The sequence below is a fragment of the Streptomyces sp. NPDC051322 genome, from assembly GCF_040689485.1.
Taxonomy (GTDB): Bacteria; Actinomycetota; Actinomycetes; order Streptomycetales; family Streptomycetaceae; genus Streptomyces.
Map to the genome: position 1 here is coordinate 137,577 of NZ_JBFBAK010000004.1, position 13,397 is coordinate 150,973.

A 13,397-nucleotide genomic window follows, 5' to 3' on the forward strand; every position below is an offset into this window, starting at 1 on the left:
CACCACCGCCGACACCGGAGGCCTGTACCCATGCACGCGCAGCTGAACCGATTCCCCCGACGTCTTGCCGCCGTGCTGGCTGTGACCGCGCTGAGCCTGGGCGCCGCCGCCTGTTCGTCTTCGTCCGATTCCTCCGGCGCCAAGGGGCCGGGGACGGACGGAAAGAAAGCGGCGAACGCCGGGCAATCCAGCACCGCGGCCTCCACCGGCGGCAAGAAGTCGAACAGCAGCTCTTCGGCCGGCGACTCCTCGGGCAGCAACTCCTCCGCGTCCACCAGCGGCACGTCCGACAAGGGCAGCACCGCCGGCGGCTCCGGGTCGACCCGGTGCCACACTGCCGGACTGAAAGCCGCCTTCGCCGCGGGCGGTGACGCGGTTCCCGACATGAAGTCCGACAAGCAGACCCAGGCCTCCGTCGCCCTCACCAACACCGGTTCGCGCAACTGCACGCTCACGGGCTTCCCCGGCGTGGACCTGATCGGCAATCAGGCCGACGACGGCACCTGGTCGCTGCCCCGTTCGTCCAAGCCGGTCACCACGATCACCCTGGCTCCCGGTGCCACCACTGATTTCACCATCACCCTGGGAGCCACCACCCAGACGGGTTCCGGCACCTTCGAGCCCGGTCTCGTCCGTATCACCCCGCCCAACGAGAAGACCCAGTTCTCGCTGAAGTGGCCTTTCGGCGGGGCGGTCATCCAGCAGGACGGCGCCACGCACCCGGCGACCTTCGTCAACCCGATCGGTTCCTGAGCGTCGTCACTTCCCCAGGACCGCCATGGCGGCGTTGTGGCCGGGGATGCCGCTGACTCCGCCGCCCCGGACGGCGCCCGCACCGCACAGCAGGACGTTCGCGTGCGCCGTCTCCACGCCCCAACGGCCGCTGGTCCCAGCGGCGTTGCCCGGCCCATCGGTTGTGAAGGGAAAGGCCAGGTCCCGGTGGAAGATGTTTCCGCCGGGCAGCCTCAGTTCGCGCTCGAGATCGAGAGGGGTCTTCGCCTCGATACAGGGGCGGCCGTCCTCGTCGAGCGCCAGACAGTCCGCGATCGGCTCCGCAAGATGGGCGTCGAGCTGAGCGAGGGTCGCCGTCAGCAGGGCGTCCCGCACCGAGTCATGGTCCTGTGCGAAGAGCCGGGCGGGGGTGTGCAGCCCGAAGAGGGTGAGCGTCTGGCAGCCCTCGGCGGCCGCCGAAGGGCCGAGAATCGACGGGTCGGTGAGCGAGTGGCAGTAGATCTCGGAGGGCGGCGCGGCCGGCAGGCGGCCACCCGCGGCCGCCGTGTATGCGGCAGCCAACTGCCCGTATCCCTCAGCGATATGGAAGGTTCCGGCAAAGGCCTCGCGGGGGTCGACGGAGTGATCACGCAGTCGCGTCAGCCTGCGCAGCAGCATATTGACCTTGAGCTGAGCGCCCTCGGCGGGCGACGGCTGCTGCTCGCCGAGCAGCGTGGCCAACGCCTGGGGCGAGGCGTTCACCAGGACATGGCCGGCCGCGACGGTGGCCTCGGTGTCGCCGGTACGGAACGTCACTTCGGCCCGGCGGCCGTCGGTCTCGATGCGGGTGGCCTCGTGCCGGGTGGCGAGGTCGGCGCCGGCGCCGCGAGCGGACGTGGCGAGGGCATCGGTCAGCGCTCCCATGCCACCCACCGGGACGTTCCAGTCACCGGTGCCGTTACCGATGACGTGGTAGAGGAAACAGTGGTTCTGCCGCAGCGACGGGTCGTGGGCGTCGGCGAAGGTGCCGATCAGCCCGTCGGTGAGGACGACGCCGCGGACCAGGTCGTCGGCGAAGTACTCCTCGATCGCGACGCCGATTGGCTGTTCGAAGAGCATCCGCCAGGCCGCATCGTCGCCGATCCGCTCGCGCAGCGATGACCGGCTGGGCAGCGGTTCGGTGAGCGTCGGAAAGACCCGCTCGGCAACGTGCCGGGTTCGCGCGTAGAACCGCTGCCATGCCGCGTACTCCCGGTCGCCCCCGGTCAGCGCCGCGAAGGACGCACGGGTGCGCTCCGGCCCGCCGCCCACCAGCAGCCCGGTGGGCCGGCCGCCGCGGACCGCGGGGGTGTACGAGGAGACGGTGCGCTCACCGACCGCGAAGCGCAGATCCAGTTCCCGCACGATCTTCTGCGGCAGCAGACTGACCAGGTAGGAGTAGCGCGAGAGCCGCACGTCCCGGCCGGCGAAGGGGCTGGTGGACACCGCGGCCCCACCCGTGTGGCCGAGGCGTTCGAGGACCAGGACGGAACGTCCGGCGCGAGCCAGATACGCGGCGGCGACCAGTCCGTTGTGGCCACCGCCGACGATCACGACGTCATACGAGTGAGGTACGGGCATGGCTCTTGGTAACACGTGTGGATCACCGTCCGCCAGATGTCAGTGGCTCTGCACACTCCGCTGCTGGCGCCGGGCGGCGACCCTGCGGTACAGATCGGCGGCCTCGACACCGCGGCCGAGCTGCTCGAGACAGTGCGCCTCGTCGTTACGGCTGGCCAGTGCGTCGGGGTGGTCGGTGCCCAACACCCGCTCGCGGGCCGCGGCCACCTGCCGGTAGATCACGAGGGCGTCCGCCCACCGGCCCAGCCAGCCCAGCCCGACAGCGATCTCCCGGTGGCTCACCAGGGTGTCCGGATGGTCGGCGCCCAGTACCTGCTCGCGGAGTCGGCAGACGTCCCGTGCCTCGGCGAGAGCGTCTTCCCAGCGCCCCAGCCGGCCCAGGTTGACGCCCAGGCCGTGCCGCGCGCGCAGGGTCTCCGGATCGTCGGGACCGTGTGCCCGGGCCCGGTCGGCGACCAGGGCCCGGAACAGATCGAGCGCCTCGGCGCTGCGGCCCAGCCGGCCCAGGCTGATGCCGACCTCGTACCGGGCGGCGAGGGTGTCGGGATGGTCCGGTCCGAGCGCCTGCACGCGTGCCTGTGCCACCTCCCGGTAGGTCTCCAGCGCCTCCGGCCAGCGCCCCAGCCGTCCCAGCGCGTACCCGACTTCGTACCGGGTGACCAGTGTGTCGGGGTGGCCGGCGCCGAGCACTTCGGACCGGGCTTTCGCGACGTCGCACGCCATGCGGTAGGAGTCCTCCAGGCGCCCCAGCATGCCGAGGTTGAACGCGAGGTTGTGGCGACACCGCAGGGTATCGGCGTGCTGGGGGCCCACGGTGCGCTCCCGAGCGGCCAGCACCGCTGTGTACACCTGATGTGCCTCGAAATGCCGGCCGAGCCGGCCCAGCACGAACGCCAGTTCCTGCCGGGCGGCGAGCGTCTCCGGATGATCGGCGCCCAGGCTGCGCTCCCGGCCTTCGGACACCCGGGTGAACTCGCGCAGTGCGTCCGCCGCTCGTCCCGTGCGGCTGAGCGTGAAGCCGATCTCGTAGCGGCTGGCGAGGGTGTCGGGATGGTCGGGGCCCAGCAGGTATTCGCGCTCCGCGGCGACGGCACGGTGTACCTCGCCCGCTTCGTTCCACCGCCCCAGTCTGCTCAGGCTGAGGCCCGCGCTGTGCCGGCCGGCGAGGCCGGCCAGCACCTCGGGCGCCGGCGTGGGGCGCCGGTTCGAGGAGGACACGGCCGGAGCTTCGGTAGCGTGCGGCGCGGCGGCTGTCGTCCACTCGCCGGTCAGGGCGGTCGCCCGGTCGGAAGGGGTGGAGACGAGAGTCCAGGTCCCGGTCGCCTTCGGACCGGTGGTCATCCCCCGCGTCCAGGACGGCAGGCCCGGGGCCGGGGACGGCCGTTGCTCCCCGGGCAGCGCGGGCAGTTGCGGAGTGGGAACCCCGGCGCGGAGGCGGTCGGCGAGGTCCCTGGCGTCCGCGGGCCGTTCTCCGGGCGCTTTGGCGAGCAGGTCGAGCACGAGCCGGTCGAGGAAGGCCGGCAGCTCGGCCCGATGGGTGCTCGGCGGCGTCGGAATGGTGTCCCGGTGGCCGACCAGCACCGCCCAGGCGTCCTCGAAATCGAACGGCGGGATACCGGTCGCGATTTCGTACAGCACGCAGCCCAGCGAGTAGAGATCGCTGCGGGGGTCGACCTCGCCGCCACCGATCTGCTCGGGGGACATGTAGTGCGGGGTGCCCATGGCGATGCCGGTGCCGGTGAGCTTCGAGGTGAGGCCGATGTCGTGGCCCAGTCGCGCGATGCCGAAGTCACAGATCTTCACTGTGCCGTCGGTGAGCCGCATGATGTTGGCCGGCTTCAGGTCCCGGTGCACGATGCCCTGTTCATGGGTGTACGCCAGAGCGGACGCGACCTGCCGGGCGATGTCGACGACATCAGGCACCGGCAGGGGCTGCTGGTCGTTGGACTCCAGGAGCTGGCTGAGGTTCCGCCCGTCGAGCAGCTCCATCACGAGGTACAGGACGCCTTCGTACTCCCCGAAGTCGTGTACGACGGTGACACCTCGGTGCTGGAGCGCGGCGGCCACCCGAGCCTCGCGGCGGAAGCGTTCGCGCAGCACTCGGGTGAAGGACTGATCAGGCTGCGGGCTCATCGGTTTGAGGCACTTGACCGCGACCTGGCGGCCCAGCGACTCGTCACGGGCCCGCCACACCTCGCCCATGCCGCCGCGACCGATCTGATCGAGCAGCCGGTACCGGCCGTGGATCAGCCTGGTGTCCGCCATGTCGTGCTGTCGCCCCCGTTGCTCAGCTTCGCCCTCCCCGGCCCGTCCAGTATGGCGTCCGGTGTCCGGAGTTTGTACGGTGCCGGACGGCTGCCGGGCCCCAGACGGGCCATCGCCTTCAGGATATGGCCGGGCGGCAGTTGCCAGCGCAGCCGGGCGGGGATGCAGCGCAGGGCATTCCCGGTGACGGTCAGCCTGCGGTCCACGGTCCCGGGGGCGGGTGCTTGTCTGCCGTAGAGCTCCTGGGCGTACCGGGGCAACGAGCCGTACGCGAGGCCTGCCACCTGCCGCCAGAGGACCTCGCGCGCCGGAACCAGGAGAGCGGGCACCGGGGGATGCGACAGGAAGTCGTCGACCCGGCGCGATTCCTCCGTGGCGGCCAGCTCGGGGCGCACCGCGTCGAAGTAATCGGCGAGCGCGGCCCGACTCGCCGGGACACCTGCCGGGTCGAGACCCACCAGCCGGGCGCCGGACCGGTTCTCGTCGACGTATCGGTCGGCCTGGGCGTCACTGATCGGAAATCCGGAGCGGCGGAGCACCTGGAGATACGAGTCGACTTCGGCGCAGTGCACCCACAGCAGCAGCTCCGACTCGCCGATGCCGTACCGCTCGCCGGTGCCGGGATCGGTGGCGCCGAGCAGGCTGTGTATCTTCCGCACCCGGGCGCCGGCCTGCTCGGCCGCCGCCGTCGTTCCGTAGCTGATGGTGCCGACGAAACCAGCCGTGCGCATCAGCCGGCCCCAGGATTCCCGGCCGCCGCTCCTGCCGTCGAACGCGGACGAGTTCTGGGTGACTCCGCGTACCGCGCGGGGGTGCAGCGCCTGAAGGTAGAGCGCCCGGATTCCGGCGACCCACATGATCGGGTCTGCGTGCGCCTGCCACGTCACCGATGCGGGCCCGAAGAGGCCCGGGTCGGCTGCGCCCTCGGTTCGCTGTTGCTCGCCCATGACCGCAGACTAACGCCGTACCCACGGCGCGTTCCTGCCCGATCCCCGCAGCGGCCGGCCGCACCGCATGAGGCGCGGCCGACCGGGAAGCCGATGCGACAGAGTGCCCGGTCCGTTGCACCCTGGATCCAGAGGGAGCGCGGGTCGCTCCCCGCCCATGCATCGTCCGGACGAGATAAGGAATGATCGTGAACGCAGTTCCCACCGTCACCCTGAACAACGGCGTCCAGATTCCGCAGCTGGGCTTCGGTGTCTACCAGATCGAGCCGGCGGCCACCGTGTCGGCAACGCTCGCCGCCCTCGAGACCGGCTATCGGCACATCGACACCGCGGAGATGTACGGCAACGAGATGGAGGTCGGGCAGGCGGTCCGCGCATCGGGTCTGGCTCGTGAGGACGTCTTCGTCACCAGCAAGCTGAGCAACGGGTGTCACGCCCGCGACGACGCGCTCAAGGCCTTCGACCGGACCCTCGACGATCTGCGCTTCGACTATCTCGACCTGTTCCTGATCCACTGGCCGATGCCGACTGTGGGCGACTTCGTGGAGACCTGGAGGGCCCTGGAGGAGATCTACCGGTCCGGCAGGGTCAAGGCCATCGGGGTCTCCAACTTCCAGCCGGATCATCTGCGCCGTCTCCTCGCCGAGACCGAAGTGGCTCCGGCGGTGAACCAGATCGAGATTCACCCCTATTTCCCTCAGGACGAGCTCCGTGCCTTCGACGCGGGTCACCGGATCGCCACCGAGGCCTGGTCGCCGATCGCCCGGGGCAAGGTGCTCGACGATCCGACCCTCACCGACATCGCCCGCCGTCTGGACCGGACGACGGCCCAGGTCACCCTCCGCTGGCATCTGCAGCGCAACGACATTGTCTTCCCCAAGTCGGTCACTCGCTCCCGGGTCGAGGAGAATTTCGCCTTGTTCGATTTCGAGCTGACCGAAACCGACATGGCCGCGATCACCGCCCTCGGCCGGGACGACCGCACGGGTCCCGACCCGGACACCTTCAACTACCTGCCGTAGCGGGTAGTCGGGCCGCGGCCGTGCGCGAGCCCTCCGCCGGCGGGCGCCCGGTGGTCCAGCGGAACCACGCCTGAGCGCGCAGCGCGTCGTGGTGACGCGACGATGCGGTGCCGACGACCCGCGCTCCGCGCGGTTCAGGGCCAGGCGCTCGCCGGCCCCGATCGGTGGGAGATGTCGTCCTGCCATGCGGCCGCTCGGAAGGAGGACTGTGGGCGCCTTTCGATGCCCAGAGTTTCGGCACTTTGCACCGCATTACGGCTGTTGCCGCGCGATTACGGCTGTTGCCGCGCGCTCAACCCTTCGACCGCTCCAGAGACCCCCGTACGAACGCCGCCTGCCCGGCGTGCTGGAGATCGTCGCCGATCACACTGATCAGCCGGACACCCAGCGTGACCGGCGGGGACCACGCCTCGTCGACCACCCGGTCCAACGCGTCGTCGTCGAGGCCCTGGACGAAGCGCAGGGTCCGCTCATGGACGGCGTCGTAATAGCCGAGCAGCAGATCGGCGTCGACCTTCACCTGCGCGATCTGTTCGGTGGTCTGGCCGTATCCGGTCTCTTCATGGCCGAAGGGGAGTTCGAAGCGCTCCGCCCAGCCCCCGGAATGCCACACCTGCTCCTCGCCCGCGGCGTCGGCCAGGTGGTCGTCCTGGACCCGGGTCAGATGCCAGACCAGCCAGCCGATCGAATTCGCCTCGCTGTCCAGGCGGGCACCGAGGTCATCCGCGGCGAGCCCGTCGACCGCGGAGTGCACGATCTCCTGAATACGTCCGAAAGCGTCCGCCAGTACCTCTGCGCTCTTCATCCGCTGCTCCTCGGCCGGTCGGGAGCCGCCCCGGCCGGCCGCACCGGGGTGGTGTCTCTGCGAGACCACCATGGTCGCTCATCAGTCCCGCCAGTGTGTTCGACACGCGGGTCCGGTGCAGGCGGGTGACGGGGTGGGTGGCCGACGGTGATCGCGGCCGAAAACGGGGCAGGCCAAGAGGTGGGGCGGGCCACTGCCCCGCCCGGCTCAGCGTTGGGCAGCCGACACCAGGAGTTCTCGTATGGCCACGTATGTCATCACCATCCCGGGCACCTTTCTGCAGGAGATCAGCGACGCGTCCCGGAACACGCTGCTGCGCAAGCTCCGCCCCTCCGACCCCCGGCACACGACGCTGGGCGAGGCCGAAGACCTCGATCTGCTCACCGTCAATGAGAACCGCACCTTCAGCATTCGGCTGGAAGTGGCCGCTGACAACATCCACAGTGCGGAGGAGACCGCGAAGCAGACCGCGTCCGCCGCGCTGCGCGAGGCGGGCTTCTCCGAAAGCACGGCGCCGCTCGGCACGGCGACCGTGACGGGCCTCGACACGGACGCCTGAAAGCACGTGGATCCGTCAGGGCTGGACCGCCCGGGCCCAGGTGTCCGTCAGCGCGCCGGGCGGCGTCCGCTGCGGCGCCAGCGCCAGGCGCCGTAGGCGATGTCCGCCACCAGGACCACGACCCCGACGATCCACAGATAGGACAGCCCTGAGACCAGCACGCCGATGATGCCCAGTACCAGGGCCACGATGACGAACAGCAGGACCGCAGTCATGTCGACGGGCTTTCTTCGAGAGGTTCGAGAGGGTGCAGCGGATCAGGGGCGGGCGAGTTGCCGTTCGCCGTTGGCGCCTGGCTGATAGGGCAGGTCGTAATGCTCGAAGACCGCCTTCTCCTCCTCCGCGGGCAGCACGTCATCGGTGCCCATCGAGGGTGCGCTCTTCACCTGGTCCCGGAGATAACCGACCTTGACGTAGTCCGGACCCAGGATGGCGTCGGTCAGCGGCACGAACGTCAGCCGACGGCGGGTCGGCAGACCGATCAGGACGGTGACGACGGCTGGTTCGTCGGTTCTGGTGTCGACGTAGACCGCCTCCAGCGGCCCGATCTTGCGTCCCTCGGCATCCACCACGTCGCGGTTCCGCCACTCGCGAATATCGGCTGCTCTGATCATCGGGCCTCCTCGTTTCGGCTGCTGTCGGCGGTGCTGTCGACGACCTGTTGCAGCGTGCGTCCGCTACGGACCGAGCGCGCCCGCCAGGGGTCAGGCGAACCATGCGCTGCGCCCTTCCCGCCGCTCTGCCCGGTGTGCTGGGTCTTCCCGTTCTTCTCCTTCTTCCCCCTTGCCTTGATCAACAGCCAGGCCTCGGGCTCACCGCTTCCGTCACCTCCGCCGCCGTGGAAACGGGTGAGTGCGTATTCGCCCTGGAGCTTCGTCCCGTGCAGGCGGAACGTCGCGTGCCCACGCTCCAGGGACTCACCGAACGGCACCGGCCGGCCCCGCCGGTCGTGGCTGAGGGACCGATAGGTTCCTTCGTCCCAGACGATGACGGTGCCACCGCCGTACTCACCCTGCGGAATGACGCCCTCGAATTCGCGGTACTCCAGCGGATGGTCCTCGGTCGGTACGGCGAGCCGCTTGTCACGGGGATCGGTGGAGGGTCCCTTGGGCACCGCCCAGGACTTCAGTACACCGTCCACTTCCAGCCGGAAGTCGAAGTGCATCCGGCGCGCGTCGTGGATCTGTACCACGAAGGAGAGCTCGTCCGCGCCGCCGCCGTTCTGGCCGCGCGGCTCCGATGTGGTGTCGAAATGCCGCTTGTCGCGGTAGGCCCGCAGTGCGTCGTCGTCACTCATGCCAGCGCCTCCTCGGAGTCATACGGCCGGAGCGCTCGGCGATCCGGCGGTGCCATCGGCCTTCGCCGCTCGTGCGGAGAGCGGGCTCGCGATGTCCTCCAGTGACCTGCCTTCCGCATCGACGGCGAAGAACAGGGCGACGACTCCGGCGGCGACCATCAGCGCGGCCCCGATCGAGAACGCCAGGACGGCGTCCCCGACCACACCGCTCGATGTGAGGCTGGAGAAGACCAGCGGGCCGGTGATACCGCCCGCCGCCGTGCCAATGGCGTAGAAGAAGGCGATCGCCAGCGCCCGGGTCTCCATCGGGAAGATCTCGCTCACCGTCAGGTAGGCGGAACTGGCACCGGCCGAAGCGAAGAAGAGCACCACGCACCAGCACGCGGTCATGGTGGTCGCATTGAGGTGGCCCTGGTCGAAGAGCCAGGCGGTGGCGAAGAGCAGCAGGCCGGAGAGGATGTACGTGCCGGAGATCATCTTCCGTCGGCCCACGGTGTCGAAGAGCCGGCCGAGCAGCAGCGGACCGAGGAAGTTGCCGATCGCCATGACGGCGAAGAAGTACCCGGTCGAACCGCTGGACACATCGAAGAAGTTGACCAGGATCGAGCTGAACCCGAAGGTGATGGCGTTGTAGAGGAAGGCCTGCCCGATGAAGAGTGAGAACCCCAGCGTGGCGCGCTTCGGGTAGGAGCGGAAGAGCGCGCCGGCGATCTCGGCGAAGCCGACGCTCTTGCGCTGCTCGATGGTGATGGCTTTCCCCGGTGCGGGCAGTGGTTCGCCCGTCTCCGCCTCGACCTCCCGCTCGACATCCGAAACGATCTTCTCGGCGCCCTCCGAGCGTTCATGAATGAACATCCAGCGTGGGCTCTCGGGTACATGCCGGCGGACCAGCAGGATGACCAGACCCAGCACCACACCGAGCGCGAAGGTGAGCCGCCAGCCGATGTTCTTGGGGAAGATGTCGGTATTGAGCGCCACGACGGAGAGCAGGGCGCCGCCCATCGCGCCCAGCCAGTAACTGCCGTTGATGATCAGATCGACCCGGCCCCGGTACTTGCTGGGGATCAGTTCATCGATGGCGGAATTGATGGCGGCGTACTCACCGCCGATACCGAAGCCGGTGAGGAACCGGAAGACGAAGAACCACCACACGGAGAAGGACAGCGCCGTCATCGCGGTCGCCGCGAGATACACCGCCAGGGTGATCAGAAAGAGCTTCTTGCGGCCGAAGCGGTCGGTGAGCCAGCCGAAGAACAGGGCTCCGGAGCAGGCACCGGCTACATAGAGGGCAGCCGCGAGGCCGGTGACCTGCGCGTCAGTGATGGAGAGCCCGCTGCCGTGCTCCGAGAGGCGGCTGGCGATGTTGCCGACGACCGTGACTTCCAGACCGTCCAGGATCCAGACGGTTCCGAGGCCGACGACGATCATCCAGTGCCAGCGGGACCATGGCAGCCGGTCGAGGCGAGCGGGCACCTCCGTGGTGACGGTGTGGTGCGCGGACTCTCCGGTGGCGCTCATCGGTTCCCTCCTGCCTGCGACGACTCCGGCGGCGCCGCAGCGACATGCTGCGGGTACCCCCAAGATCATCCGTGCAAACAGGACTTCTCGCCTGCGGAGCGATACGGCAGTGCCCGCCCCCGGCTGACCGGGGACGGGCACGAACGCCTAAATCAGGCGGGGACGATGTTCTCCGCCTGCGGGCCCTTCTGGCCCTGCGTGATGTCGAAGTTCACCTTCTGGCCCTCCTGCAGCTCACGGAAGCCCTGGGCGTTGATGTTGGAGTAGTGGGCGAAGACGTCCGGGCCCCCGCCATCCTGCTCGATGAAGCCAAAGCCCTTTTCCGCGTTGAACCACTTAACGGTGCCACTGGCCATGCTTGTGCCCTCCAAGGGGACTCGAAGTCGGTTCCCGCACCGCGCGGGAGCCGGAGGTGATCGCCCTGGTCCTCGGAGACGCCGAACAGCAAACCCGCCCGTGCATGTGCGCACGGGCGAGAGGTACTTCGGAACCACGACAGCTGAGTGAGACGCTACACGGCCGGAGGCGTGAGGACCCCGTCGGCTCATCCGTTGATTCTTCTACCGGGGCACATCCGACCCTTTCGCGGCATTCGGGTCTGCGGGATCCTCGGTCGGGAAATATGATGCAGGAGACCTCCCGCAGAGCGCAGGCCGTGATCGCCGTCGGCTGTGGGCTCGTCAGACGGGCACCGTGTCTGCCCCGTGACGACGAGCGCTGCGTCGCGGTCCGGGAACGAACGTACCGTGGAGCGGCCCATGAACCGGCGTCGTCCCTCTCGTTCAGCGACCGCCGACGAGCTGCTCACCACCCTCCAGCACCTCACCGCCCGGGCGCGGAAAGAGGTGGAACTGCACCAGGCCCGGGTGGAACTGGCCGAGGCGCTGCAGCGCGGGATGCTGCCGGCCACCCTCCCCGCCCTCCCGGGCCTGCAGACCGCTGCCCGCTACACCCCCGCCCGCAGCGGACTGGACATCGGCGGCGACTGGTACGACGGTTTCCTGCTCCCGGACGGTTCGCTCGGTTTCGCCATCGGGGACGTCCAGGGGCACGACGTCGAGGCAGCGGCCTTCATGGGACAGATCCGCATCGGCATGCGGGCCGCCGCCAGCACCGCGGCGGATCCGGGCGAGGTCGTGGGCCGGACCAATGACCTGCTGCTCTCGGTGGATTCCAACCTCTTCGCGACGTGCACGTTCCTGCGCTTCGATCCCCGTACCTGGGAACTTCACAGCGCTCGCGCCGGCCATGTGCCCGCGGTGTGGTTGTCGGCCGAGGGCCACTCGGGTATCGCCGAGGACGAGGGCGGCGTGCCGCTCGGCATCCTGGCCGAGCAGCACTACCCGGTCACCCGGCGGAGACTGACGACGGCCGGGGCCGTCGTACTCGTCACCGACGGAGTCGTCGAGGGGCCCTCCTTCCCGATCGACGCCGGACTGGAACAGGTGCGCGAGCAGGTGGCCGCTCTCCCGCACGCCACTGCGGACGAGCTGGCCGACGAGGTCATCCGGGCGGCCCGGCGCACCGGGCACCAGGACGACGCCGCCGTGCTCGTCCTGCGCCATGACGCGGCACCCGGGCCGGGCTGACCGCTGTTCCCGGGCGCGCGTGTCATGTGCGGCCGCAACTCCGGACGCGGTGTCTGATGGGCTCCGTGATCCGCAGCGAGGCAGCCAGAAGACGGACCGCAACCGCTCTGCGGGTGCTGGCCGTCGCCGCTGCCTACTACGTGTCGGGGCAGCTCGGCCTGGAGCGGCAGGTGAAGGTCCACGGCTCCATGGTCACCCCGCTGTGGCCCCCCACCGGTGTGGCGCTCGCCGCGCTGCTGTGCTGGGGACTGCGCGTCTGGCCGGGCATCGCGCTCGGCGCCCTGTTCGTGACCGCCGCGACCGGGGACTCCTTCAGCGCTGACGGTATCGTGATCGCGCTGGGCAACACACTCGCCCCGCTGGGCGCCTGCTACCTGTTGCGCATGGTCGACTTCCGCATTGAGCTCGACAGGCTCCGCGACGGCCTGGCGCTTGTCTTCCTGGGCGCGCTTCCCGGGATGCTGGTCAGCTCGACCGTGGGCTCGGTGGTGCTGCTGGCGGACGACAAGCTTCCGCGCAGCGCTTTCTGGCTGGTCTGGTTCGCCTGGTGGGCGGGGGACACCATGGGCGTGCTCATCGTGACGCCCCTGCTGCTCGTGCTGAGCAGAGCGCGGCTGCCACAGCTCACCGGCCGATCGGTCGAAGCCGTCGCGCTGGCGGTCGCCGCCCTGATCATCTCCCCGCTGGCCACCAGAAGCCATCTGACCATGCTCTTCCTGGTCTTTCCCCTGCTCATCTGGGCTGCTCTGCGTTTCGAGCTGGCCGGCAGCGCACCGTGCGCACTGCTGGTGGCCGTGCTGGCGGTGGTGGCAGCGACCGACCGCGTAGGGCCCTTCGCCCAGCTCACGCTCCTCGAAATCATGATCAACCTCACGACGCTGAACGGCTCGGTGGCGCTGACCTCCCTCTTGCTGGCCGCGATCGTCACCGAGCACAAGAACATCCGCCGCAGGCTGGAGCGAGCCTGCGAAGAACTGGCCGATGTGGTGGAGCATCTGTCCCCGAGCGGTAGATCCACCGGGTGGTTGCCGCCGGAGGAGGCGCCCGGGGAGGGCCGCTGACGC

The 13,397-nt window shown here is 69.5% G+C and carries 14 protein-coding genes; 5 read left to right on the forward strand and 9 right to left on the reverse strand.

Features of this window, described 5'->3' with window-relative positions; all coding sequences use genetic code 11:
• Positions 1 to 30: 30 nt before the first annotated feature.
• Positions 31 to 753: a DUF4232 domain-containing protein gene (locus tag AB0436_RS11780; protein WP_366467632.1), complete on the forward strand. Its 723-nt coding sequence runs from the start codon at positions 31 to 33 to the stop codon at positions 751 to 753.
• 6 nt (positions 754 to 759) lie between these two features.
• On the opposite strand, the gene AB0436_RS11785 is transcribed toward AB0436_RS11780, so the two are convergent.
• Genes AB0436_RS11785 through AB0436_RS11795 form a run of 3 tightly spaced genes read right to left on the reverse strand, consistent with a single transcriptional unit; the run spans position 760 to position 5,543 of the window.
• The gene (locus AB0436_RS11785; protein WP_366467633.1) at positions 760 to 2,331 is read right to left on the reverse strand and encodes an NAD(P)/FAD-dependent oxidoreductase; all 1,572 of its coding nucleotides are present in this window, start codon (positions 2,329 to 2,331) and stop codon (positions 760 to 762) included.
• 39 nt (positions 2,332 to 2,370) lie between these two features.
• Positions 2,371 to 4,596, reverse strand: coding sequence for a serine/threonine-protein kinase (locus tag AB0436_RS11790; protein ID WP_366467634.1), 2,226 nt, complete (start codon positions 4,594 to 4,596; stop codon positions 2,371 to 2,373).
• The gene (locus AB0436_RS11795) at positions 4,578 to 5,543 is read right to left on the reverse strand and encodes an oxygenase MpaB family protein (protein ID WP_366467635.1); all 966 of its coding nucleotides are present in this window, start codon (positions 5,541 to 5,543) and stop codon (positions 4,578 to 4,580) included. The genes AB0436_RS11790 and AB0436_RS11795 overlap by 19 nt, the downstream gene beginning before the upstream one ends.
• Positions 5,544 to 5,731: 188 nt before the next feature.
• Here AB0436_RS11795 and AB0436_RS11800 point away from each other — a divergent pair, with 188 nt between their 5' ends.
• Entirely contained in the window at positions 5,732 to 6,565 is an 834-nt protein-coding gene (locus AB0436_RS11800; protein ID WP_366467636.1) for an aldo/keto reductase, read from the forward strand.
• Positions 6,566 to 6,857: 292 nt separating this feature from the next.
• On the opposite strand, the gene AB0436_RS11805 is transcribed toward AB0436_RS11800, so the two are convergent.
• Complete coding sequence (locus AB0436_RS11805; protein ID WP_366467637.1) at positions 6,858 to 7,370, reverse strand: DUF664 domain-containing protein; 513 nt, start codon at positions 7,368 to 7,370, stop codon at positions 6,858 to 6,860.
• A 241-nt stretch (positions 7,371 to 7,611) separates the two neighbouring features.
• On the opposite strand from AB0436_RS11805, the gene AB0436_RS11810 reads away from it, so the two are divergent.
• Complete coding sequence (locus AB0436_RS11810) at positions 7,612 to 7,929, forward strand: hypothetical protein (protein WP_366467638.1); 318 nt, start codon at positions 7,612 to 7,614, stop codon at positions 7,927 to 7,929.
• A 47-nt stretch (positions 7,930 to 7,976) separates the two neighbouring features.
• Here the strand turns inward: AB0436_RS11810 and AB0436_RS11815 are convergent, their stop codons facing one another.
• The 5 genes from AB0436_RS11815 to AB0436_RS11835 all read right to left on the reverse strand — a co-directional run bounded on the left by AB0436_RS11815 (position 7,977) and on the right by AB0436_RS11835 (position 11,100).
• Complete coding sequence (locus AB0436_RS11815; protein WP_366467639.1) at positions 7,977 to 8,144, reverse strand: hypothetical protein; 168 nt, start codon at positions 8,142 to 8,144, stop codon at positions 7,977 to 7,979.
• A 42-nt stretch (positions 8,145 to 8,186) separates the two neighbouring features.
• Complete coding sequence (locus AB0436_RS11820) at positions 8,187 to 8,543, reverse strand: PRC-barrel domain-containing protein (protein ID WP_366467641.1); 357 nt, start codon at positions 8,541 to 8,543, stop codon at positions 8,187 to 8,189.
• A complete protein-coding gene (locus AB0436_RS11825; protein WP_366467642.1) occupies positions 8,540 to 9,226 on the reverse strand; it encodes a DNA polymerase ligase N-terminal domain-containing protein in 687 nt (228 codons plus the stop codon). The genes AB0436_RS11820 and AB0436_RS11825 overlap by 4 nt, the downstream gene beginning before the upstream one ends.
• Positions 9,227 to 9,244: 18 nt before the next feature.
• Positions 9,245 to 10,744, reverse strand: coding sequence for an MFS transporter (locus AB0436_RS11830; protein WP_366467643.1), 1,500 nt, complete (start codon positions 10,742 to 10,744; stop codon positions 9,245 to 9,247).
• A 152-nt stretch (positions 10,745 to 10,896) separates the two neighbouring features.
• Positions 10,897 to 11,100 (reverse strand): cold-shock protein, encoded by a 204-nt coding sequence (locus AB0436_RS11835; protein WP_164262258.1) that lies wholly within the window; start codon positions 11,098 to 11,100, stop codon positions 10,897 to 10,899.
• Between the two features lie 402 nt (positions 11,101 to 11,502).
• On the opposite strand from AB0436_RS11835, the gene AB0436_RS11840 reads away from it, so the two are divergent.
• Both AB0436_RS11840 and AB0436_RS11845 read left to right on the forward strand, forming a co-directional pair.
• A complete protein-coding gene (locus AB0436_RS11840; RefSeq protein WP_366467644.1) occupies positions 11,503 to 12,333 on the forward strand; it encodes a PP2C family protein-serine/threonine phosphatase in 831 nt (276 codons plus the stop codon).
• 65 nt (positions 12,334 to 12,398) lie between these two features.
• Entirely contained in the window at positions 12,399 to 13,394 is a 996-nt protein-coding gene (locus AB0436_RS11845; RefSeq protein WP_366467945.1) for an MASE1 domain-containing protein, read from the forward strand.
• The last annotated feature ends 3 nt before the right edge of the window (positions 13,395 to 13,397 follow it).

What these genes read in the sequence shown, in the direction of transcription:
- AB0436_RS11825 (WP_366467642.1), bottom strand. Translation starts at nt 9,226, where the DNA reads ATGAGTGACGACGACGCACTGCGGGCCTACCGCGACAAGCGGCATTTC.
- AB0436_RS11840 (WP_366467644.1), top strand. Translation starts at nt 11,503, where the DNA reads ATGAACCGGCGTCGTCCCTCTCGTTCAGCGACCGCCGACGAGCTGCTC.
- AB0436_RS11795 (WP_366467635.1), bottom strand. Translation starts at nt 5,543, where the DNA reads ATGGGCGAGCAACAGCGAACCGAGGGCGCAGCCGACCCGGGCCTCTTC.
- AB0436_RS11835 (WP_164262258.1), bottom strand. Translation starts at nt 11,100, where the DNA reads ATGGCCAGTGGCACCGTTAAGTGGTTCAACGCGGAAAAGGGCTTTGGC.
- AB0436_RS11790 (WP_366467634.1), bottom strand. Translation starts at nt 4,596, where the DNA reads ATGGCGGACACCAGGCTGATCCACGGCCGGTACCGGCTGCTCGATCAG.
- AB0436_RS11785 (WP_366467633.1), bottom strand. Translation starts at nt 2,331, where the DNA reads ATGCCCGTACCTCACTCGTATGACGTCGTGATCGTCGGCGGTGGCCAC.
- AB0436_RS11815 (WP_366467639.1), bottom strand. Translation starts at nt 8,144, where the DNA reads ATGACTGCGGTCCTGCTGTTCGTCATCGTGGCCCTGGTACTGGGCATC.
- AB0436_RS11830 (WP_366467643.1), bottom strand. Translation starts at nt 10,744, where the DNA reads ATGAGCGCCACCGGAGAGTCCGCGCACCACACCGTCACCACGGAGGTG.
- AB0436_RS11805 (WP_366467637.1), bottom strand. Translation starts at nt 7,370, where the DNA reads ATGAAGAGCGCAGAGGTACTGGCGGACGCTTTCGGACGTATTCAGGAG.
- AB0436_RS11810 (WP_366467638.1), top strand. Translation starts at nt 7,612, where the DNA reads ATGGCCACGTATGTCATCACCATCCCGGGCACCTTTCTGCAGGAGATC.
- AB0436_RS11780 (WP_366467632.1), top strand. Translation starts at nt 31, where the DNA reads ATGCACGCGCAGCTGAACCGATTCCCCCGACGTCTTGCCGCCGTGCTG.
- AB0436_RS11820 (WP_366467641.1), bottom strand. Translation starts at nt 8,543, where the DNA reads ATGATCAGAGCAGCCGATATTCGCGAGTGGCGGAACCGCGACGTGGTG.